The organism is Pseudomonas sp. AC070, from assembly GCF_979258635.1.
Genome location: NZ_OZ409871.1, coordinates 1,333,543 through 1,353,631 on the forward strand (window position 1 = coordinate 1,333,543; position 20,089 = coordinate 1,353,631).

At 61.5% G+C, this 20,089-nt stretch carries 18 protein-coding genes; 6 read left to right on the forward strand and 12 right to left on the reverse strand.

Annotation, left to right across the window (positions count from 1 at the left end):
- Positions 1-191 precede the first annotated feature (191 nt).
- Entirely contained in the window at positions 192-1,376 is a 1,185-nt protein-coding gene (gene pobA / locus ACZZ0Q_RS05855) for a 4-hydroxybenzoate 3-monooxygenase (RefSeq protein WP_463539758.1), read from the reverse strand.
- 134 nt (positions 1,377-1,510) lie between these two features.
- Between pobA and ACZZ0Q_RS05860 the strand changes: the two genes are divergently transcribed.
- Together ACZZ0Q_RS05860 and ACZZ0Q_RS05865 are read left to right on the forward strand one after the other, a co-directional pair.
- A complete protein-coding gene (locus tag ACZZ0Q_RS05860; protein WP_463539757.1) occupies positions 1,511-2,386 on the forward strand; it encodes a helix-turn-helix domain-containing protein in 876 nt (291 codons plus the stop codon).
- 112 nt (positions 2,387-2,498) lie between these two features.
- On the forward strand, positions 2,499-3,323 hold the full coding sequence (locus tag ACZZ0Q_RS05865) for an HDOD domain-containing protein (RefSeq protein WP_463539756.1): 825 nt from the start codon (positions 2,499-2,501) through the stop codon (positions 3,321-3,323).
- 77 nt (positions 3,324-3,400) lie between these two features.
- Here ACZZ0Q_RS05865 and ACZZ0Q_RS05870 read toward each other — a convergent pair whose 3' ends face one another.
- The 7 genes from ACZZ0Q_RS05870 to ACZZ0Q_RS05900 form a co-directional block, all read right to left on the reverse strand.
- Complete coding sequence (locus ACZZ0Q_RS05870; RefSeq protein ID WP_463560373.1) at positions 3,401-5,749, reverse strand: ATP-dependent DNA helicase; 2,349 nt, start codon at positions 5,747-5,749, stop codon at positions 3,401-3,403.
- Complete coding sequence (locus ACZZ0Q_RS05875) at positions 5,746-7,386, reverse strand: VRR-NUC domain-containing protein (protein ID WP_463539755.1); 1,641 nt, start codon at positions 7,384-7,386, stop codon at positions 5,746-5,748. Before ACZZ0Q_RS05875 ends, ACZZ0Q_RS05870 begins: the two co-directional genes overlap by 4 nt.
- Before the next feature lie 95 nt (positions 7,387-7,481).
- A complete protein-coding gene (locus ACZZ0Q_RS05880; protein ID WP_463539754.1) occupies positions 7,482-7,754 on the reverse strand; it encodes a hypothetical protein in 273 nt (90 codons plus the stop codon).
- Positions 7,755-8,094: 340 nt separating this feature from the next.
- The gene (locus ACZZ0Q_RS05885; protein WP_122493948.1) at positions 8,095-8,805 is read right to left on the reverse strand and encodes a DUF3108 domain-containing protein; all 711 of its coding nucleotides are present in this window, start codon (positions 8,803-8,805) and stop codon (positions 8,095-8,097) included.
- 8 nt (positions 8,806-8,813) lie between these two features.
- Positions 8,814-9,485: a phosphoribosylglycinamide formyltransferase gene (gene purN / locus ACZZ0Q_RS05890; protein ID WP_463539753.1), complete on the reverse strand. Its 672-nt coding sequence runs from the start codon at positions 9,483-9,485 to the stop codon at positions 8,814-8,816.
- Positions 9,485-10,543 (reverse strand): phosphoribosylformylglycinamidine cyclo-ligase, encoded by a 1,059-nt coding sequence (purM, locus tag ACZZ0Q_RS05895; protein ID WP_122452748.1) that lies wholly within the window; start codon positions 10,541-10,543, stop codon positions 9,485-9,487. Before purM ends, purN begins: the two co-directional genes overlap by 1 nt.
- A 176-nt stretch (positions 10,544-10,719) precedes the next feature.
- The gene (locus ACZZ0Q_RS05900; protein WP_463539752.1) at positions 10,720-12,333 is read right to left on the reverse strand and encodes a methyl-accepting chemotaxis protein; all 1,614 of its coding nucleotides are present in this window, start codon (positions 12,331-12,333) and stop codon (positions 10,720-10,722) included.
- 295 nt (positions 12,334-12,628) lie between these two features.
- Between ACZZ0Q_RS05900 and ACZZ0Q_RS05905 the strand changes: the two genes are divergently transcribed.
- Positions 12,629-13,705: a DUF2066 domain-containing protein gene (locus ACZZ0Q_RS05905; protein WP_463539751.1), complete on the forward strand. Its 1,077-nt coding sequence runs from the start codon at positions 12,629-12,631 to the stop codon at positions 13,703-13,705.
- Between the two features lie 26 nt (positions 13,706-13,731).
- Positions 13,732-14,841, forward strand: a complete 1,110-nt coding sequence (locus ACZZ0Q_RS05910) for an AI-2E family transporter (protein WP_463539749.1) — start codon at positions 13,732-13,734, stop codon at positions 14,839-14,841.
- 69 nt (positions 14,842-14,910) lie between these two features.
- Here ACZZ0Q_RS05910 and ACZZ0Q_RS05915 read toward each other — a convergent pair whose 3' ends face one another.
- Positions 14,911-15,963 carry a hypothetical protein gene (locus ACZZ0Q_RS05915; protein ID WP_463539748.1) on the reverse strand — a complete coding sequence of 351 codons (1,053 nt, stop codon included), beginning with the start codon at positions 15,961-15,963 and terminating at the stop codon, positions 14,911-14,913.
- 511 nt (positions 15,964-16,474) lie between these two features.
- Between ACZZ0Q_RS05915 and hda the strand changes: the two genes are divergently transcribed.
- Positions 16,475-17,179 (forward strand): DnaA regulatory inactivator Hda, encoded by a 705-nt coding sequence (gene hda, locus ACZZ0Q_RS05920; RefSeq protein ID WP_463539747.1) that lies wholly within the window; start codon positions 16,475-16,477, stop codon positions 17,177-17,179.
- A gap of 126 nt (positions 17,180-17,305) precedes the next feature.
- Here hda and ACZZ0Q_RS05925 read toward each other — a convergent pair whose 3' ends face one another.
- Genes ACZZ0Q_RS05925 through arsC form a run of 3 tightly spaced genes read right to left on the reverse strand, consistent with a single transcriptional unit; the run spans position 17,306 to position 18,673 of the window.
- The gene (locus tag ACZZ0Q_RS05925; RefSeq protein WP_463539746.1) at positions 17,306-17,713 is read right to left on the reverse strand and encodes a DUF2069 domain-containing protein; all 408 of its coding nucleotides are present in this window, start codon (positions 17,711-17,713) and stop codon (positions 17,306-17,308) included.
- Entirely contained in the window at positions 17,706-18,323 is a 618-nt protein-coding gene (gene wrbA, locus ACZZ0Q_RS05930) for an NAD(P)H:quinone oxidoreductase (protein WP_463539745.1), read from the reverse strand. The genes ACZZ0Q_RS05925 and wrbA overlap by 8 nt, the downstream gene beginning before the upstream one ends.
- On the reverse strand, positions 18,320-18,673 hold the full coding sequence (gene arsC / locus ACZZ0Q_RS05935) for an arsenate reductase (glutaredoxin) (protein WP_463542230.1): 354 nt from the start codon (positions 18,671-18,673) through the stop codon (positions 18,320-18,322). The genes wrbA and arsC overlap by 4 nt, the downstream gene beginning before the upstream one ends.
- 111 nt (positions 18,674-18,784) lie before the next feature.
- Here arsC and ACZZ0Q_RS05940 point away from each other — a divergent pair, with 111 nt between their 5' ends.
- Entirely contained in the window at positions 18,785-20,023 is a 1,239-nt protein-coding gene (locus ACZZ0Q_RS05940) for a virulence factor BrkB family protein (protein WP_122493937.1), read from the forward strand.
- Positions 20,024-20,089 lie beyond the last annotated feature (66 nt).

Sequence of the window (20,089 nt, forward strand, 5' to 3'; positions counted from 1 at the left end):
GGTTGCCGCTTGCAGTCATCCTTCCGTCGCATGCCGGGGTTGCAGCAAGCGACATGCCCAAAGCGCAGCGCCCGGCTACAACGCCCGAAGTAGCGCGGTGCAAGGCTTGCGGCGCGGTGGTGAGCGGTGTGCCGGGAGTGACACACCTGTCGCAGTGGGGTGATTCATGTGTTGCAGGGTCGCGCGCTGTTTTACTCGATCGCCTCGTAAGGCAAGCCCACGTAGTTCTCGGCGATGGTCTTGCGCCCGGCTTCGGAGCTCACGAAGTAATCCAGCTCGGTTTGCTGCATGCGCAGGCTGAACGCATCGGTGTCGGGAAAGCGGTGCAGCATCGAGGTCATCCACCAGGAAAAGCGTTCGGCTTTCCACACGCGGCGCAGGCAAATCTCCGAGTATTTATCGAGCACATCGGTACGGCCCTCGCCATACACTTTGAGCAGAATGCGGTACAGCGTGCTGACGTCGCTGGCCGCCAGGTTCAAGCCCTTGGCGCCGGTCGGCGGCACGATGTGCGCGGCGTCGCCGAGCAGGAACAGGCGGCCGTATTGCATGGGCTCGACTACAAAACTGCGCAGCGGCGCGATGCTTTTCTCGATTGAGGGGCCGGTTACCAAACGGGCGGCTACCGGAGCGGGAAGGCGCAGTTTGAGTTCGTCCCAGAAGCGCTCGTCGGACCAGTCTTCCACCTGCTCATCCGCGCCCACTTGCACGTAATAACGGGTGCGGGTGGGCGAGCGCATGCTGCACAGGGCAAAGCCGCGTTCGTGGTTGGCGTAGATCAGTTCTTCATTTACAGGCGGCGTGTTGGCCAGGATGCCCAGCCAGCCGAACGGGTAAACCCGCTCAAACTCCTTGAGCACGCCAGTTGGAATGGACTGGCGCGAGACGCCGTGAAAACCGTCGCAACCGGCGATGTAGTCGCAGTCCAGGCGCAGGGTTTGGCCGTTGTGTTCAAAGGTGACGTAGGGCTGGGCGCTTTTCATATCGTGCGGCTGCACGTTGCTGGCGCTGTAGAACGTCTGCGCGCCGGCTGCCTGGCGGGCCTGCATGAGGTCGCGGGTCACTTCGGTCTGGCCGTACACCATCACGGTTTTGCCGCCGGTCAGGCCCTTGAGGTCGATGTGTTCGCTACGCCCGTCGAAGGCCAGTTCGAAGCCGTCGTGCACCAGGCCTTCGGCGTCCATGCGCTCGTTGACGCCGGCTTCGCGCAGCAGGTCGACCATGCCCTGTTCGAGCACGCCGGCGCGGATGCGGCCGAGGATGTAGTCGGGGGTTTGGCGTTCAATGATGACGTTGGCGATGCCGGCTTTGTGCAGCAACTGGCCGAGCAACAAACCGGACGGGCCGGCACCGATGATTGCGATCTGGGTTTTCATGGCGTTGTCCTGTGCAGCTCTGCGGTGGGCGAGAGCACTTAGTTGTTTTTATGACTCCTGTATTTTTTGTGGTTAAAGGCTGGCCGGGAAGGCAATATCGAATCGCTTTTCTGTACTTTTCGTGGGTGATGGTTGTGCTGAAAACTGCTGAAAACCCCGTGCCGGTGTTCAAGTTGTATGGCGAAACGGCGGCCTGGCCGACGCCGGATCTGATTCATTGCGAAACCATTCCGGCGCGCAGCCGGTTGCACCATTGGGAAATCAAACCGCACCGCCATGGCGATCTGGTGCAGTTGCTGTATGTGCAATCCGGGCAGGCGCAGTTGCAGGTGGAGGGCTCGCTGGTCGAGGTGGTCAGCAGTTCGGTGCAGGTGGTGCCGGCGTTGTGTGTGCACGGTTTTCGCTTTTCCGACGATGTGCAGGGCTACATCCTCAGCCTGGCGCAACCCTTGGCCGAGCAACTGGCCGCCACCCTGGAAAGCCAGGTGCTGCGACAGCCCGCCTGTTTCGCCATCGACCGGGAGGGCGGCAGCGAGGGGCGGTATCTGGATGCGCTGTTCGAGTCGATTGCCGCCGAGTACGACCAGCAGCAAAGCGGCCGCGATGTGATGTTGCAGTCGCTGATCAGCGTGTTGTTGGTGTCGCTGAGCCGCCGCGCCCAGGCGCAATCGCTGGCGCACGGGCCGGACCGGGGGCGCGAGCATGTCGACGCGTTCACCCGCTTGCTCGAAGCCCATTACCGCGAGCACCTGCCAATTGAGCATTACGCCAGCGCCCTGAACATCAGCACTGCCCACCTGAATGCGCTGTGCCGACGTTTGGCCGGGCAATCGGCGTTGCAGATGATCAATCAGCGGCTACTTTTAGAAGCCAAACGCTGCCTGGTTTACAGCGCCATGACCGTTAATCAGGTCTCTGACCGTTTGGGGTTTTCCGATCCGGCTTATTTTTCGCGGTTCTTCAAGCGCGGCACGGGGTTGTCGCCAAAAGGCTTTCGGATTCAGCGCTAGCGCAGGCAGCGACGCCTTGCTAGCTTCAATGGGGCAGCCCACACGCGGTGTCGGTACGCGGAAAAACTTTGCCTATGCTGTCCTTACACGCCGTTTAACTGAGAGTGAGCTCATGGATATAGAAACGCTGTTTGCCGACCTGCATGCCCTGCCGAGCATTCCCAAGGTGGCCCTGGAACTGATTCAGCAATTTGACAGCCCCTCGTCCAGCCTGGACGCCGTGGCGCGCAATATCTCTCTGGACCCGGTGATCGCTGCGAAGGTGCTGCGTTTGGCGAACTCCTCGCGCTACCGCGGCGCCCGTGAATCCACCAGCATCGAAGACGCCGCCTCGCGCCTGGGTTTCAACACCTTGCGCACCCTGGTAATGGCCTCGGCGGTGACGGGCGCCTTTAAAGCCGACGCCACGTTTGATCTCAAAGGCTTCTGGATTCACAGCTTTCAGGTCGCCAGTATCAGCCGTTTGCTGGCCAAGCAGGCCGGCCAGGACGCCGACACCGCCTTCACCTGCGGCATGATGCACAACATCGGTGAACTGCTGATTCAAACTGGCGCGCCGCAATACGCGCCGCAACTGAACAACAGCAAACACGCCAACGCCGCTGGGCGCGCTGCCAATGAAACCTTGCAGTTAGGGTTTGGTTACCCGGAAGTGGGCGCCGAGTTGGCCCGTCGCTGGCAACTGCCGAAACTGATTCAGACCGCCATCGCCATGCAAGGCAACCCCAAACAGGCACCGGCCGACCAACCCCTTGCGAAAACCCTGGCGCAAGCCGTGCTGATCGCCGAAGCCATGAAAGCCCATGGCGGCGCCACAGAAGAAGCCAAAGCCTCGCTGAGCGGGCCGTTGGTGGAAGAACTGGATCTGGACGCCGTGTTTGCTGCGTTGCCAGCGGTGCTTGAAGCGGACAAGGCGTTTGCCGAGTTGCTTGGGTAACGATCAACAGCATCGCGGCTAAAGCCGCTTCTACGCACCCTTGTAGGAGCGGCTTTAGCCGCGATTCCTGGAAACGGTTATGCATCAGTTGGGGAAGGATCAACCGCATCGCGGCTAATCGGAATGCCGCCCAGCCGCTCCCACAGGTTGTCCACCGTCGGCAACCGACACCGCTGCACTTCCCACCACGTTGGCAATAAGCGCCGCACGGCCGCCTGGCTGAAGCGGTCGTCCATCAAATACACCACGCCATTGTCTTGCTGGGTGCGAATCACGCGGCCCGCGGCCTGCACCACTTTTTGCAAACCGGGATACAGGTAGGTGTAGTCGTAGCCGCTGCCGAACATGGCTTGCATGCGTTGCTTGATCTGCTCGTTGATCGGGTTGATTTGCGGCAGCCCGAGGGTAGCGATAAAGGCGCCTATCAGCCGATTGCCAGGCAGGTCGATGCCTTCACCAAACGCGCCGCCCAGCACCGCAAAGCCGATGCCCTGACCGTCTGCGTGAAAGCGTTCAAGGAAATGCTGGCGTTCGGCTTCGTCCATTTGCCGCGATTGCACCCAGATCGGCACCAGCGGGTGCGCGGCGATAAATTCGTCGCGCACTTGTTCCAGGTAGGCGTAGCTGCTGAAAAACGCCAAATAGTTGCCGGGCCGCTCGGCGAATTGGCGGGCCATCAGCGCGCTGATTGGCGCCAGCGAACGCTCGCGGTCAACGTAGCGGGTCGACAGGTTGCTCACCGCCTGCACGTTTAATTGCTCGGCCAAAAACGGCGATTCCACGTCCACCCAGGGCGTGTGTTCCGGCAGGCCGAGCAGGTCGGCGTAGTAGTTGGCCGGGCTCAACGTGGCCGAGAACAGCGTGCAACTGTGCGCCGCTGCCAGACGCGGCGCGAGAAACGGCGCGGGCACCACGTTGCGAATGCACAGGGTCGATTGCGCGGTACCACCAGGGCCGAGGTGGCGGCTGATGTCGAACAACGAGTGTGGGCCGAACACTTCGGCCAGACGACAAAACAGCATGGCGTCGAGGTAGAAATGCAGCAGCTCGGCTTCGTTGCCGGTGGGCTGGTCGGTGAGGTGGTCGGTGATCGCGCTCACGGCTTTTTGCAGGGCCATGATGAACAGGTCCGGCGCGGCCGGGTACACCTGGTACAGCGCTTCCTGGTCTTTGTGCAGCTGGTTCCAGTGACGGTTTACCCGGTCCAGCACGCTCTTTAGGGCTTTGGGCGCCAGGCCGCGCATGGTCTTGAAACGCGCTTGCTGCAGCTCGGCGCTGTACATGCCGCGCCCGCGCTCCACCAGGTTGTGGGCTTCGTCGACCAGCAGCGTCACTTTCCATTCGTTGAGCTGGGTGAGGCCGTAAAGCAAAGCGGTCATGTCGAAGTAATAGTTGTAGTCGCCGACCACCACGTCGCTCCAACGACACAGTTCCTGACTGAGGTAGTACGGGCAAATGCCGTGCGCCAGGGCCACGTCGCGCACCGCGTTCTGGTTCAACCACTGACTGTCGAGGGCCGCTTTGCGCGCGGCGGGCAGGCGGTCGTAAAAGCCTTTGGCCAGCGGGCAGGAGTCGCCGTGGCAGGCTTTGTCGGGGTGCTCGCAGGCTTTGTCGCGCGCGACGTGTTCGAGCACGCGCAGGGCGATTTTCGGTTCCTGGGCGCGCAGGGTTTCCAGTGCATCGAGGGCCAATCGCCGGCCCGGTGTTTTCGCGGTGAGGAAAAACAGGCGGTCGAGTTTCTGCTCGGGAAACGCCTTGAGCTGGGGAAACAGCGTGCCGATGGTTTTACCAATGCCAGTGGTGGCCTGGGCCATCAGGCTGTGGCCGTCGCGGGCGGCGCGGTACACCGCTTCCGCCAGTTGGCGCTGGCCGCTGCGAAACGTGGCGTGGGGGAAACGCAGATGGCCGAGGCTGTCGTCACGCTCGATGCGGTGCGCCTGTTCCTGCTTGGCCCAAGTGATAAAGCGCTGGCAATGCAGCTCGAAAAACGCCTGCAAGGCGCGGGCGCTGAAGGTTTCGCGAAAGCTGGTTTCCTTGTGGGTGAGCACGTTGAAATAGACGACCGCCAGGTCCACCTCTTCCAACTCGTACTCGCGGCACAGCAGGGCGCCGTACACCTTCACCTGCGCCCAATGCAGCAGCCGGTGGTTTTCCGGAATGCGCGAGATGTCGCCACGGTGGGTTTTGATTTCTTCCAGCAGGTTCTCGTCCGGGTTGTAGCCATCGGCGCGGCCGCGTACCAGCAAGCCTTCGTACTCGCCGCTCAGCGGCAGCTCGGCGATATAACCCGAGCCGCGCCGAGCCACCACGCTCATGTGGCCGGCGATGCCTTCCTGGGCGGTGGGCGAGGGGGTGAAGCGCAAGTCGAGGTCGCCTTGTTTGGCGGTGAACTCGCAGAGGGCGCGCACGGCCACCTGATAAATCACGCATCACTCCATTGCACGTAGCAAACGTCCACCGGCATACCGTGTTCGGCGCAGAACGCCAGCCAGCGCTTTTGATTGTCTTGCAGGCGGTCGCCGGGGCCTTTCACTTCAATCATGCGGTAGCGCTGTTCGGCGGGCCAGAACTGGATCAGGTCGGGCATACCGGCGCGGTTGGCTTTGATGTCACCCAATAAACGCTGAAACCAGGCCCGCAGGTGCGCCGCGGGCAGGCAGAGCAGCGCGTTTTCCAGCAGTTCTTCGCTGAGCAGGCCCCAATACACGAAGGGCGACTGAATGCCGAATTTTTCCGCGTAGGTGGCACGAATGCGTTGCCGGTAAGCGTCGCCGTTCAAGGCGTCGAGGCAATCCGCAAACTGCGCGGCGCGGCGTTGGCTGAAGTCGGCACGCAGCAAGTCCACGGGCCCGGCATGAAAGGGATGGAAAAACGCGCCCGGCAGCGGCGCATAAATCGCCGGCCAGCAGAGCAAGCCGAACAGGCTGCAAATCAGCGCGTTTTCCACGTAGTACACCGGCGCGCCGTCTTCGCTCAGGTGCAGCTGCACGCGTTGCTCCACGCTAAAGTCAGGATGGAACGGCAGGCTCAGTTCGATCAGCCCGGCTTCCACCTTCGCCGGCCGGCTGGCTTTGGCCAGGCCCAACTGCCGGTTTAGCCGAGTGAGCGCGCGGCCCACCAGTTGCGCCTCGGCATCATTGACTGGCGCGGCGGCAGCTTGCTGGGCCAGGGCATGGGCCTGTTCAAAATCACTGAGGCGTTCCAGCACACGAATCTGCCGCTGCCGCGCCTGCGGGTAGCCGCTGACGCCATACAGCCCCAGGGCGTGTTCCAGCTCGCCGAGGCGCTCCAGGTGCTGGCCAATGCGAAACAGCAGCTTGCCGCGTCGCTCCAGCAGCAGCGGGTTGTCGGTGTGCACCTGAGCAATTTGCTCGATCACTTCGGCCAACGGCTCGCCCGCCTCGAAGCGCTGGCGGCAATTCCATAGGTGGATATAGGTGTCGACGTCTTCACGCCGCGTGAACCCGCGAGACTCGGCGCTGAGCTCAACCTGTTCGTAACGGAAAATGCCTAGATCTGAGAGCACGAACTCCACCCAGTCCTGATGCAGATTGCCGAAGAACATCAGGCGCAGGCGGTCGATCAATTCGCCGATGGAAAGGGTTAACAAGGGATCGTCCAGCGCCGGGCACCACTGACTGAACGGGCGCGCGCCGGGCAAGTGCTCTTCGAGCTGTTCCAGCAATTGCGGCTTGTTGGCCGTGCGGGTGAGCAGCAAGGCGCCGAAGTGGTTGAGTACTTCGTCTTTGCGCAGGTAGGCAAACAGCTCGGCGAGGCTCAGTGCGTGTTCGTTATGCACCCAACCGTAAGCCAGCAACGGCTCGGCGGCCTGGCGCGGACAGCCGATTTCTTCATAGCTGAGCTTGCTGGCGCGAAAGTGCGGCCCTTTGCGCATGATCATCCGCGTGAGCAGCGCTTGCGAGGGCAACGGCAACTCGACAAACACGCGTACAAAGGCCGCCTCGTCGGCGCTCAGCAGGTCGCTGTAACGCGCAGCAAGCCAGGCCAGCGCTTTATGAAAGTTGGCCAGGTAGTAGAAACGGGGATCGTCGAGGGAGTGCATCGGTACGCCAAACCACTGTGTGCATGTACAGATACCAGCGCCCGGGCGCGCTGGCAAATACAAATAGATCGGTGGCTTGGCGAGGGCGGTGGCGGTCAGTTGTAGCTGATGGTGATCACTGGGCTGTCGAGGTCGGTTTGGCTGCCGTCCAGAGAGCCGACCTGGGTCGTAAACGCTGGGGCGCCGCGCGAGCAGGCGTCGTTTGCCGGGCGGGTAATGACCTGGACGTTGCTTGCCGTTGCAGTGGGCTCGGCGCTGACCGTACAGGCGGCTTCGACGATCTGGCCCTCGAAGCGGATGGTGCCGCCGTCGGCAAGGGCGGGTAGAGCGGTGAACAGGGAAAGCAGCAAGGCGAAGCGTGCGGGCATGGCGGTGACTCCGTGGGCTGGATGGCGCACGGGGAAGTTAAGAGGGGTTTGAGGGTTGCTGCCAGATGGTGATGTTTGTTTTGTGGGAAGGGTCTTGGATTGATTATTTTCCTACACGTGTAGGACGGGGTTTTGTGGTTGGGGGGATTTGCGGGGTGGGTGGTGATTGAGGTTTGGGGGCGAAACGGCGGCACCTTCACGATTCTGGATCCCGAATCGTCGGACCGCCGCGTTCGCGAGGATGACGGGTGTTTGGTGAGGGTTTTCCGTCATTCCCTGCTTCCATCCCCCAAGAAAAAGCCCCGCACAAGGCGGGGCTTTTTTCGCAGTCGGTCAGGCGTTAGCTGCCCTTAACTGCCTTGCCATCGACGCTGCCGTCTTTGAGCATGATTTGGTATTCCTTGCCGTCTTTCTCGACCTGATACAGGCGAACCAGCAAGTAATTCCAGTCTTTGGCAAACCAAAGCACGGTTTTACGGCTGCTTTGGGTCGGGTCGCGCACGCGCTCGACTTTGATGGCGTCGACGCTGCCGGCCATGGTCTCGACTTTCTCTTCGCCCAGCACGCGGAAGTCGTAGGTTTCGATCTCGCCGCCATCAACCACTTGGTAGCTCATGGTTTTCTTGCCGGCCGCGACGTCGGCTTGCAGCACCACTTGATAGGTGGATTTGTCTTGCACGCCACGGTTGAGCGGCAAGGACACTTGATCGCCACGGTCGCTGCCGATGACTTTCTTGGCTTCCCAGTCGAAGTCCAACTCAACCGATTTGCCCTTGCCCAAGCCGCTGCGTTCGTAGCGGTAGGTTTGTGGCAGGAAGGCGTTGTTGTCGATGCGGAAGGCGCTTTCTTCGGTGAGGCTGGCCACCAACATGGAGGCTTTGAAGTTCAGCAACCAGCGACCGTCCGCTTGCTTTTGCAGACTGCGCTCGGCAGTACCGCTTACGGGAAGCTGTTTCCAGTCGGCGGTGTAGCTGGCCGAAAAGGGTTTCAGCTCCAGGGCCTGCGCCGGCAGGGTGAGCACGGCGAGGACGAACAGCAAGGCACGACGCATAAAGTCTCCTAGGTTCGAATCAAATGGCCAGTGGCCGGTAACAACTGCTGGTGGAGCATTGCCCCCTCGCGGGTCAGTTGCAAGTCGCCGGTGGCGAACCAGCGAACCGCGAGCGGGTAAATCTGGTGTTCCTGGGCGTGCACGCGGTTGGCCAGGGTTTGCGCCGTGTCATCCGAGCGCACCGGCACAACTGCTTGTACGACCAGAGGCCCTCCGTCGAGTTCCTCCGTTACAAAGTGCACGGTGCAGCCGTGCTCGCGGTCACCGGCATCCAGCGCACGCTGGTGGGTATGCAGGCCTTTGTAGTTGGGGAGCAGGGAAGGATGAATGTTCAGCAACCGCCCTTCGTAGTGCCGCACAAAGGCGCCGCTGAGGATGCGCATAAAACCAGCCAGCAACACGAGCTGCGGTTGGCAGCTGTCGATCAGCGCCATGAGCGCGGTGTCGAACTGTTCACGGTCGGTAAAAGTGGTGTGGTCGAGCACGTGGGTGGCGATGCCGGCCGCCTTGGCCCGTTCCAGGCCATAGGCGTCGCTGCGGTTGGAGATGACGGCGCAAATCCGCGCGGGGCTGCGCGCTTGCGCGTCAGCACCGCCGTGGAGATCGTCGATCAATGCCTGCAGATTGCTGCCCGAACCGGACAGCAGAACCACCACGTTGCAGGGCGAGGCGTCTGGCATTAGTGGGCTTTCAGGTTGTTCAGCACAACGCGCTCGGCATCAGCTGCGCCGGCGTTGATCTGGCCAATCACCCAAGGCTGCTCGCCGCTGGCACGCAGGTTGGCCAGAGCCGCTTCGACGTGTTCTTGAGCTACGCAGATGACCATGCCCACGCCGCAGTTCAGCACGCGGTGCATTTCGGTTTCGTTGACGTTGCCTTGTTGCTGCAGCCAATCGAACACGGCCGGGCGTTTCCAGCTGGCCACATCGACCACGGCTTGAGCGCCGTCTGGCAGTACACGCGGAATGTTGTCCAGCAGGCCGCCACCGGTGATGTGCGCCATAGCTTTCACGGCGCCGGTGTCTTTGATCAACTTGAGCAGCGGTTTGACGTAGATGCGCGTCGGGGCCATCAGCAGTTCAGTCAGGGCTTTGCCTTCGAGCTGAACGGTTTCGATGTCGGCACCCGACACTTCGATGATCTTGCGGATTAGCGAGTAGCCGTTGGAGTGCGGGCCGGACGAGGGCAGGGCGATCAGGGCGTCGCCGGTTTGCACCTTGGAGCCGTCGATGATTTCAGACTTTTCCACCACGCCAACGCAGAAACCGGCCAGGTCGTAATCTTCGCCTTCGTACATGCCAGGCATTTCTGCGGTTTCCCCGCCAACCAGCGAGCAGCCCGCCAGTTCGCAGCCGGCGCCGATGCCGGTGACCACGGTGGCAGCTACATCGACGTTGAGCTTGCCGGTGGCGTAGTAATCGAGGAAGAACAGCGGCTCGGCGCCGCACACCACCAGATCGTTGACGCACATGGCGACCAGGTCCTGGCCGATGCTGTCGTGTTTGTTCAGGTTCAACGCCAAGCGCAGCTTAGTGCCCACGCCGTCGGTGCCGCTAACCAGGACAGGCTGTTTGTAACCAGCCGGGATCTCGCAGAGGGCGCCGAAGCCACCCAGGCCGCCCATCACTTCCGGACGCGCCGTGCGCTTGGCCACGCTTTTAATGCGCTCGACCAGGGCTTCACCTGCATCGATATCGACGCCGGCGTCCTTGTAGCTAATGGAGGGTTGCTTGCTCATAGATCCAGGCCTTTAGAAAGGGATGTTCGGGGAGCGACCGAGACAGGCGTAGGCACTTGGCCAGCGCGCGGAAGAGGCACGGTCTGCGAAGGCGCGCGATTTTATCAGGCTTGCCCGTAGGCGGCCATCCGCGCAGCCGGATGGCCAGAAAATTAATGAAAAAGGCGGGGCCAGGCTTACAGACGAAAGCGATCAACCGATAACGACAGCTGCCCGGCCAGCCCTGAGAGTTCATCCGTGGTGTCGGCGGTTTTGCCAATCACCGTGCTGTTGCTGACCGACATGCTGGCGATGGTTTCCACCTGATGGGCAATCTCGTTGCTGGCCAGGCTTTGTTCGCCGATGGTGCGGCTGATGTCGTTCACCAGTTGCGTGGTGCTCAACGTGGCGGCCAGGATTTCGCGAATCGCCCGTTCCACGTCGGCGGTCACGGCCATGCCTTTATCCACCTGGGCAACGCCGGCTTCCATACTGTTCGCCGCCTCGCGGGTGCTGGTTTGAATGCGCTGCACCATGGCAGCAATTTCCTGCGTCGAAGCGCTGGTGCGGCCCGCGAGGCTGCGCACTTCGTCGGCCACCACGGCAAAACCCCGGCCCTGCTCGCCAGCCCGCGCCGCCTCGATAGCGGCGTTGAGGGCGAGCAGGTTGGTTTGGTCGGCGATGCCCTTGATCACCTGAATGATGCTGAAAATCTGCTCGGACTCTTGGTCCAGCGTGCGGATCACCTGCGCTGATTGCTGCACGGAGCGGGCGATGCCGTCCATGTCTTGCACCACTTGGTGAATCACTTTGCCGCCGTCGTTTGCCAGGCGCTCGGCCTGGTTGGCCATGTCCAGCGCCTGACCGGCATGGCGGGTAATTTCCTCGATGCTGGCGGTCATTTCGCTGGCAGCGGCGGCCATGGTGTTGGAAGCCTCGCTTTGTTGCGTACTGCTGTTGGCGACTTGGTGGCAGCCGGCGCTGAGTTGCTGGGTGAGGCTGTTGACGTTGTTGGCGTTGCTGCGCACCACGCCGATCATGTCGCGCAGGTCGCGTTGCATGGTGGCCAGGCTGCGGATCAGCGCGCTGGCTTCGTCCTGGGTAGCCGGCTCTTCGATGCGCCGGCTGAGGTCGCCCTGGGCGATGCTGGTGGCAATTTCACTGGCAGCGAGCAGCGGCCGCATGATGCCGCGAATGATCCACGCGCCTTGCAACACCAGCAGCACTAAGCTCGCTATCAGCACAATGGTCAGCGTGAGGTTGGCGGTGCTGATGGCGCTTCCGGTGTCTTTCGACGTTTGCCCGGTGTTGCTTTCGATCAGCTCGCTGAGGTCGGCCATTTCGCCTTCCAACTTGCTGAACGCCGCGTTGAACGTGGGCAACTGCCCTTGTGCCGCGTCGGGGTTGGTGAGCGCTTGGCCGACGATGGCTTCGGCGGCAGCGATGTAGGAATCCAGACTGGGTTTGACCGTATTCAGTCCCGCCTTGATTGCCTCGTTCACCGGCAATTTCAGGTTATCGGCCAGCACCTCGCGAAAATGCCCGGCGTGTTCTTCCAGGCTGGTTCGTGCTTCGGCAGCGGTGGTGGGGCTTTTACCCAGCCCGACTAACATGGCCGCCAACACATCGGCGCGCAGGGCGTCGTGCATCATGTCCGCTTCCATATGGTTGCGCAGGGCATTGAGGCTGATCTGATTGGCTCGTACGGCATCGGCCACGTGGTAGTTACCCACGAAGCCAACGAGGCTGAGAATCAGCGCAGCCAACAGGCCGGTACCCGTTAGTAGCAGCAAGCGTAATTTTATCGACACCGCAAGTACCCCTTCCTTTGTTGGCCAAACGGCGCCTGTGCTGCTCGCCTAGTGTGCTTATGTGCTGCGTATCGGCCGGCCGCTGCGCTAGTTGAGCGGGGCGTTTGATTAGCTAGTTAAGCCGCAAATGTCAAAGCGTGCCGGTTGTGCGGGTTATATGCGCTCGACAGCCCCCAAGTCGCCTGTTTAAGGTAGGGCTCTTTGCATTGGGGTACGGCGCGTTTTCGCAGCGCCGCACCGCCGTCATGCGACTGGCCACTAGCGCTGGCGCCCCTTTCCGAGCCGAGAGCCCATCATGCGTTTGTCCGCCTCACTGTTCAGCCCGTTACTCGCCCTAAGCTTGTCGTTGTGCAGCTTCGCGTCCCAGGCAGCGAGCGTTGAAGACCTCTATCAAGTGCGCCAACCGGTGACCAGCCAGCAACCGCAAGAACGCGCCGCCGCCCTCAGCAGTGCCCTCGATACGCTGGTGCTGCGCCTGACCGGCGACAACAAGACCCTGAGCAATCCGGCCATTGCCGAACTGCGCAAAGACCCGCAGCAATTGGTGAGCCAATACGCTTACGAGAACGGTCCGCCTGAAGTGCTGGTGGTCGACTTCGACGCCATCAGCACCGACCGCAGCCTGCGTCAGGCCGGCATTCCGTTATGGAGCGCCAACCGCCCGGCGGTACTGGCCTGGTGGCTGAACACCACGGCCGAAGGCGCCAGCCTGGTCGGCGACAGCCAGCCGGCGGCCACGGCCCTGCAAGGTGCGGCGCAAAACCGTGGCTTGCCGCTGCGTTTGCCGATTGCCGATCTCAACGAACAACTGGCCGGTACCGCTGAAAACCTGGCGGCGACCAATGCTGATGCGCTGAAAGAGCCGTCTGCCCGTTATGGCGCCGACGCCTTGTTGGCCGTTAACGCTCAGGAAGACGGCGGCAAATGGCAGGCGCAATGGCGGTTGTGGTTGGGTGAAAGCCGCGAGCAGGGCAAAGCTGAAGGTGCCGACGCCGATGCGCTGGCCGACGCGGTAATGCTCGCCGTCAGCCAACGCCTGGCCACCCATTTCGTCGCGGCCCAAGGCGCTGCGCAAGCGTTGACTCTGGATATCCAGGGCGCAGACCTGAACCGCTACGCCGAACTGCAACGCCTGCTGGAACCGTTCGATGCCCGCTTGCAAAGCGCCGTGGGTGATCGTCTGACCTATCAAGTAAAAGCCAGCCCCGAACAACTGCGTGCGCAACTGGCCTTGGCTCGCCTGCGCGAGCTGCCGCCAGAACCGGTTGCCGCTGCGCCGGTAGACGCCAGCACCGCACCAGCTGGCCAAGCACCGGTTCCAGCGCCAGTGGCGCCTGCACCGGCAACCAACGTGCTGCATTACGGCTGGTGAATTCTTCTCCCCTGAGGTTGCTGAGCATGACTGACTCACGTCATTGGCCATGGATTGCCGCGCTGGTTGTGCTCGGTGTTCTGCTGTACGCCATTCACCCGATTCTTTCGCCCTTTCTGATCGGCATTTTGCTGGCCTACATGGGCGACCCGCTGGCCGACCGCTTGGAGCGCTGGAGACTGTCGCGCACCTGGGCGGTGATCGTGGTGTTCAGCGTGTTTACCCTGATTCTGGTGATCGCCCTGCTGGTGCTGGTGCCCATGCTCGGCAGGCAATTGGTTCGCTTGTACGAGCTGGCGCCACAGATGATCGACTGGGCCCAGCACAGCGCCTTGCCGTGGGTGCAAGCAAAGCTGGGGCTGGCCGATGGCTTCTGGAAGTTCGATCAGGTTAAAACGGCCGTTACCGAGCACTTGGGCAAAACCACCGACATCGTTGGCGCCGTGCTGGCTTCGGCCACCGCCTCGAGCCTGGCCTTGCTCGGCTGGCTGGGCAACGTGGTGCTGATTCCGGTGGTGAGTTTTTATCTGCTGCGCGACTGGGACGTGATGGTCGCCAAGCTGCGCGGCCTGCTCCCTCGCAGCCGCGAAGGCTTCATCGTGCAGTTGATGGGCGAATGCCACGAAGTGCTTGGCGCGTTTCTACGGGGGCAACTGCTGGTCATGCTCGGCCTCGGCGTGATTTACGCCAGTGGCCTGATGCTGGTCGGGCTGGAGCTGGGCTTGCTGATCGGCGTAATTGCCGGGCTCGCCAGCATCGTGCCGTATATGGGCTTCGTTATCGGTTTCGGCGCGGCCATTACGGCTGGCTTGTTCCAGTTTGGCCCGGAGTTCTACCCACTGCTCGGCATCGCCGCCGTCTTCACCGTGGGCCAACTGCTGGAAGGCATGCTGCTTACGCCGTTGCTGGTCGGCGACCGCATTGGCTTGCACCCGGTGGCGGTGATTTTCGCCATTCTCGCCGGTGGCCAGCTATTCGGCTTCACCGGCATTTTGCTGGCCCTGCCGGTGGCGGCGGTGATCATGGTGTTACTGCGTCATGTCCACGACTTCTATAAACAGTCGGATATGTATGACGACGGGCAACCAGTGGAAGCGGTTGAAGTTGTCGAGGTATTGCCCGCACAGCCCGAGTAGCTTTTCTTCACTGTTCAGCTAAAAACACAGGTGGTTGGGTTCGCAAAGGACCCACCACCTGTTTGTGTTTCAGGGTTTAGTGTTTTGCGCTGCATGATGGTCGCGAACCGCAGCTCTACTGACCGCTCGGCCCACGCCTTGGGACAAGACATACCCGCCTATCCCACCCAGCAAGGTGCCCAAGGTGTTTTCGGTCAGCAGCTTCGACATGCCGAGCACGCAGATCACGATCAATATCACCATCACGGTGGCGAATTGAATGACCTGGCCCGATGCGATCAGCTCCACTTGTATTTCTGATGGGAATATCCGCACCGCCAGAAACATCAAAATGCCAAAGGCGCAGAACACCCCGATGATGAACCCGAGCTGGTCCGCTACTTTTGTGGCAGGGGCACTTTCCTCTTCGATCGATTTCATCAGCAGGTCCCGATACTGTGACCACACTTCGCTCAGCGCCTTGGCTCGCGGCGCTCGTTCATTGATAGTGGAAATCTCTTCGGCCAGTTTTTTGCTGGCGATGCTGATGGTGGATTTCAACTGGTTGCGCATCGTCTCAAATGCATTCTTATCGCTGTATTTCTCGCAGATAACTTCAGGGCTTAACGCCAGGAAATGAACGATGTCGGCGATGGTCGTCGCTTCGCTTTCGTTGAGTGATTGATCTTCCTGAGGCGCAGAGAAGATATCGAAGGCGATGGTGTTGTCGAACTGCAGCAGTTGGCGCCGGATGATCAGAATGTTCTCGGCAATACCCGTTTCACGACAGTCCTTAATCAGATCAGGCAGCTTGTTCATCGCCTCGGCTGTTCGGCTTCTGATGCTATCCACGGATATTTTCTCGAGCGCCATCAACTCGTCAGGAATGCGCGCGTAGCGTTCCGCTGCCTCCCGCGCCTCGGCGAGTGCTTCCTGATTTAACGCCGCGCTTTTGGACGGTGTGAGCTTGCGGATTCGATCGATCTCGCGGCTGGCGGACTGCTCCGAAACCAGCACTTCGGAACCGCTCGCGCTGACGGAATAGGCGGCGCGGGCATGGCCAGCCAGCGCCAGTAAACACAAAACAAAAATAGCCACTGTTGCGTAAGACGACGGAGCGGGTGCGTTTTTCAGAGTGGTCATGATTAGGGTCTGATGGGCTGAGGGATGTAAGGGGCAAGCGCCGCTTCGTTCGACGGCGGCGATGGCCCTGACGCTCGGCAATCTAATCGGGCCCGTTGTGCTTTGGGTGTGCCTTCAATTGGCGACGGCTATCAAGCAGCAGGCATCAATAGGGAAGGGGCTGCTGATGGAGGGGAACGTCCGTCAGGCGCGATCGCACACCAGCAGTCCGCGCCGTCTCCTCAAGCGAGGCCGCACGCGGCGTGGAGCGAAGCGCCCCCCGAAGGGACCGGTCTGGCATGCGGCCGATACCGATGGGTGGATGGCGAATGCATCGCGACGATCGGGAAACTCCTCGCGCTCAGTAGAAATGAGCCTACAGATGTTTGGCCACGTTCACGCGGCTGCCGCTGCTGGCGCTGCCTCCTGTATCGATGCTTTTGCCATCAATGACTTAGCGCCAAGAAGCCGATAAACTTCGCCCCCTTTGTCGCGCGCCTTCCTGGCGCCGCCCGGAACCGCCCGATCCTGCATGAAACCGATACAGCTGCCCCTTGGCGTGCGCTTGCGCGACGACGCCACCTTCGCGAATTACTACCCCGGCGCCAACGCCGCAGCGCTTGGCTATGTGGAGCGTTTGTGCGAGGCCGACGCGGGCTGGACGGAAAGCCTGATGTACCTCTGGGGCAGCGATGGCGTGGGCCGAACTCACCTGTTGCAAGCGGCGTGTTTGCGTTTCGAGCAGCGCGGCGAGTCGGCGGTGTATTTGCCGTTGGCGGACGTGGTGCAGCTGGGTCCGGAGCTGCTGGATAACCTGGAGCAGTGCGAGCTGGTGTGTCTGGACGATCTGGATGCCATCGCTGGCAATGCCGTATGGGAAGAGGCGCTGTTCCACCTGTTCAACCGGTTGCGCGACAGCGGCCGGCGTTTGCTCTTGGCCGCGGGTGCCTCGCCTCGCGAATTACCGGTGCAGCTAGCGGATTTAAAGTCGCGGCTGACCCTGGCCCTGGTGTTTCAGCTGCAAACCCTATCGGACGAAGACAAACTACGCGCCTTGCAATTGCGGGCGTCGCGCCGTGGGCTGCATCTAACGGATGAAGTAGGGCGCTTCATTCTCACTCGAGGCACCCGCAGCATGAGCGCGTTGTTCGAATTGCTCGAACAACTGGATCAGGCCTCGCTGCAGGCTCAGCGCAAGCTGACGATTCCGTTTTTGAAAGAGACATTGGGCTGGTAGCGCCAGGCGCCGTCTTGATGTTTCCCGGACGTCTCGGCTAAACGAAATGCCGCCCTGCCGTTCCCATCGATTGCCAATCCGTAGGAGCGGCTGGGCGGCATTCCGATTAGCCGCGATGCTTTTAGATCACTCGCCCGCCAACTTCCGGTCATGCTGAAAGCGCCAGCGCGTGTACAGCAACGCGCTGGTAAACAGCGCCAGGCTTAGCAGCGCTTCGCTCCAGCCCAGCCAACTGCGGTGCGGGTCGAAGGCGGCGAGCACGCCTTTGATGAAGTACAGGTTAACGACAAAACAGGTCCAGGCATGGGCACGCGCGTTGCCCATCAGCAGGCCGGGAGCAAGCAGGGCCAGCGGGCCGAGCTCGATGCACAGAATCACCCAAGTGCGTGCGCCATGCAGGTCGGCGTAGACCAGGTTCCACACCAGCAACAGCGCCGCCAGGGCGAAGAAACTAATCAGCGTCAGGGCACGGCTGACTTTCAAGCGCGGCGCCAGCCAGGTGAGTTCGGGCAATGGCTTCGGGGTTTTAGCCACGGGTGTTCTCCAACGGCGCGCGCAGGCGCAGGGCGGTTTCGGCCAGGCGCTTGCCCAGGGCTCGGCACAAGCTGATTTCGTGTTCGTCCAGCGGGCGTTTGCCATCTTGTCCTGCGTGGTGGCTGGCGCCATACGGCGTGCCGCCGCCCCGGGTTTCCAACAACGCGCCTTCGCTATAAGGCAGGCCGGCGACCAACATGCCGTGGTGCAGCAGCGGTAACATCATCGACAGCAAGGTACTTTCCTGGCCGCCATGCAGGCTGGCGGTGGAGGTAAATACGCCGGCGGGTTTGCCCACCAGTTCGCCGGTCAGCCACAGGCTGCTGGTGCCGTCGAGGAAGTACTTGAGCGGCGCGGCCATATTGCCGAAGCGGGTCGGGCTGCCAAGGATCAAACCGGCGCAGTTCTTCAAGTCATCCAGCGTGGCGTACAGCGCGCCTTCAGCCGGAATGCTTGGCGCTACAGCTTCACATTCGGCGGAGATGGCCGGCACGGTGCGCAGGCGGGCGTCGATGCCGGCCAATTCAACGCCACGGGCGATTTGCTTGGCCATCTCCAAGGTCGCGCCGTTACGGCTGTAATACAGAACCAGAATGTACGGTTGGCTCATGGCAGCAGCTCCAAAATGCGCTCCGGTGGGCGGCCGATGACGGCGTTGTTGCCCGCGACGAGAATCGGTCGCTCGATCAGTTTCGGGTGCGCGGCCATGGCGGCGATAAGTTGCGCATCGCTCAGGCTGGCGTCGGCGAGATTGAGGGTTTTGTATTCGTCTTCACCGGTGCGCAGCAGCGCGCGGGCAGAGAGCTGCAATTTGCTCAACAGGGCGGTGAGCTCGGCCGCGCTTGGCGGCGTTTCCAGGTAGCGCACCACGGTGGGTTGCAGGCCACGGGCTTCAAGAAGCTCCAGCGCGCCGCGAGATTTACTGCAACGCGGGTTGTGATAAAGCGTCAGGTCGGTCATGTGCATATCGCATCTTGCCTAGGGTGGCGGCTATTCTACCCGCGTCGGCAGCCAGGCCTGAATACGGCGTTGCGCGCACAGGGCGAATTACTACTGAACAAGGGAAAGGGCATGCGCCAAGGTTTCGATGATTTTGTGGAATTCTGGCGATTTCTCTTGCATCGCTTTTTGGCTGATCACGGGCCTAACAGCGCGGCGGCGCTGACGTACACCACGCTGTTTGCGGTGGTGCCGATGATGACCGTGACCTTCGCCATGCTCTCGGCAGTGCCGGCCTTTTCCGGCGTCGGCGAGCAGATTCAGCATTTTATCTTCCATAACTTTCTACCCGCCTCTGGCGAAATGGTGCAGGAGTACCTGAACAACTTCACCACCCAGGCGCGGCAGCTGACTTGGATCGGCGTGGTGTTTCTTGCGGTCACGGCGTTCGCGATGTTGGTGACGGTGGAAAAGGCGCTGAACAATATCTGGCGTGTGCGTCAGCCGCGTCGCGGCATTTCCAGCTTTCTGCTGTATTGGGCGATTCTCAGCCTCGGCCCGCTGCTGCTCGGCGTGGGGTTTGTGGTGAGCACCTACATCACCTCGCTGTCGCTGATTTCCGGGCCGGACGCCGTTATTGGTGCGCAGGCGCTGCTGCGTCTTACGCCGCTGATGTCGAGCATGGCGGCCTTTACCCTGATCTACGCCTCGGTTCCCAACACCCGCGTGCCGTTGAAGAACGCCTTGCTTGGCGGCGTGTTTGCAGCGGTGTTGTTTGAAGTGGCCAAGGCTCTGTTCGGGTTGTATGTGCGACTGTTTCCCGGTTTCCAACTGATTTATGGCGCCTTCGCCACGGTGCCGCTGTTTCTGCTCTGGCTGTATCTGTCGTGGTTGATCGTGCTGTTTGGCGCCGAGCTGGCGTGCAACCTCGGTTCGTCCCGGCACTGGCGCCGTCGCGCCTTGCCGCGTTTGTTGGTGACGCTGGGGCTGCTGCGCATGTTCCACGATGCCCAGGTACGCGGCGAAGTGCTGCGCCTTAACGATGTTCACGGTCAGGGTTGGCGGCTGCCTGAGGATGAGTGGGACGAGATCGTCGAGTTTCTTGAGGGTGAGTTGCTGATCTGTCGCGCCAGTGGTGGCGGCTGGGTACTGTGCCGCGACCTCGGCCAGTACACGTTGCATCAGCTGTTGTTGCATTGCCCCTGGCCGCTGCCGCGTTTGGAACAACTGCCGGCGCAAATGGATGAAGCGTGGTATCCCGGCTTGCGGGCTGGATTGAAGGCCTTGCATGACGAGCAAGCCGAACTGTTCGGCGCTAGCTTGTTGCAGTGGCTGCAAGCGGCAGACGAGCAAGAGGGCGGGGCGGACTGACAAAAAGTGTCAGTTTGCGCGTAGCCCCGCGCTGCGCGCCGCGCTCCTGGCCGTCGGGACGCTGCG

Excerpts from the sequence above, each read along its gene's own strand:
- purM (WP_122452748.1), bottom strand. The coding sequence starts at position 10,543 with ATGAGCAAGCAACCCTCCATTAGCTACAAGGACGCCGGCGTCGATATC.
- wrbA (WP_463539745.1), bottom strand. The coding sequence starts at position 18,323 with ATGAGCCAACCGTACATTCTGGTTCTGTATTACAGCCGTAACGGCGCG.
- ACZZ0Q_RS05865 (WP_463539756.1), top strand. The coding sequence starts at position 2,499 with ATGGATATAGAAACGCTGTTTGCCGACCTGCATGCCCTGCCGAGCATT.
- ACZZ0Q_RS05940 (WP_122493937.1), top strand. The coding sequence starts at position 18,785 with ATGCGCCAAGGTTTCGATGATTTTGTGGAATTCTGGCGATTTCTCTTG.
- pobA (WP_463539758.1), bottom strand. The coding sequence starts at position 1,376 with ATGAAAACCCAGATCGCAATCATCGGTGCCGGCCCGTCCGGTTTGTTG.
- ACZZ0Q_RS05880 (WP_463539754.1), bottom strand. The coding sequence starts at position 7,754 with ATGCCCGCACGCTTCGCCTTGCTGCTTTCCCTGTTCACCGCTCTACCC.
- ACZZ0Q_RS05905 (WP_463539751.1), top strand. The coding sequence starts at position 12,629 with ATGCGTTTGTCCGCCTCACTGTTCAGCCCGTTACTCGCCCTAAGCTTG.
- ACZZ0Q_RS05915 (WP_463539748.1), bottom strand. The coding sequence starts at position 15,963 with ATGACCACTCTGAAAAACGCACCCGCTCCGTCGTCTTACGCAACAGTG.
- ACZZ0Q_RS05885 (WP_122493948.1), bottom strand. The coding sequence starts at position 8,805 with ATGCGTCGTGCCTTGCTGTTCGTCCTCGCCGTGCTCACCCTGCCGGCG.
- ACZZ0Q_RS05875 (WP_463539755.1), bottom strand. The coding sequence starts at position 7,386 with ATGCACTCCCTCGACGATCCCCGTTTCTACTACCTGGCCAACTTTCAT.
- ACZZ0Q_RS05910 (WP_463539749.1), top strand. The coding sequence starts at position 13,732 with ATGACTGACTCACGTCATTGGCCATGGATTGCCGCGCTGGTTGTGCTC.
- arsC (WP_463542230.1), bottom strand. The coding sequence starts at position 18,673 with ATGACCGACCTGACGCTTTATCACAACCCGCGTTGCAGTAAATCTCGC.
- hda (WP_463539747.1), top strand. The coding sequence starts at position 16,475 with ATGAAACCGATACAGCTGCCCCTTGGCGTGCGCTTGCGCGACGACGCC.
- purN (WP_463539753.1), bottom strand. The coding sequence starts at position 9,485 with ATGCCAGACGCCTCGCCCTGCAACGTGGTGGTTCTGCTGTCCGGTTCG.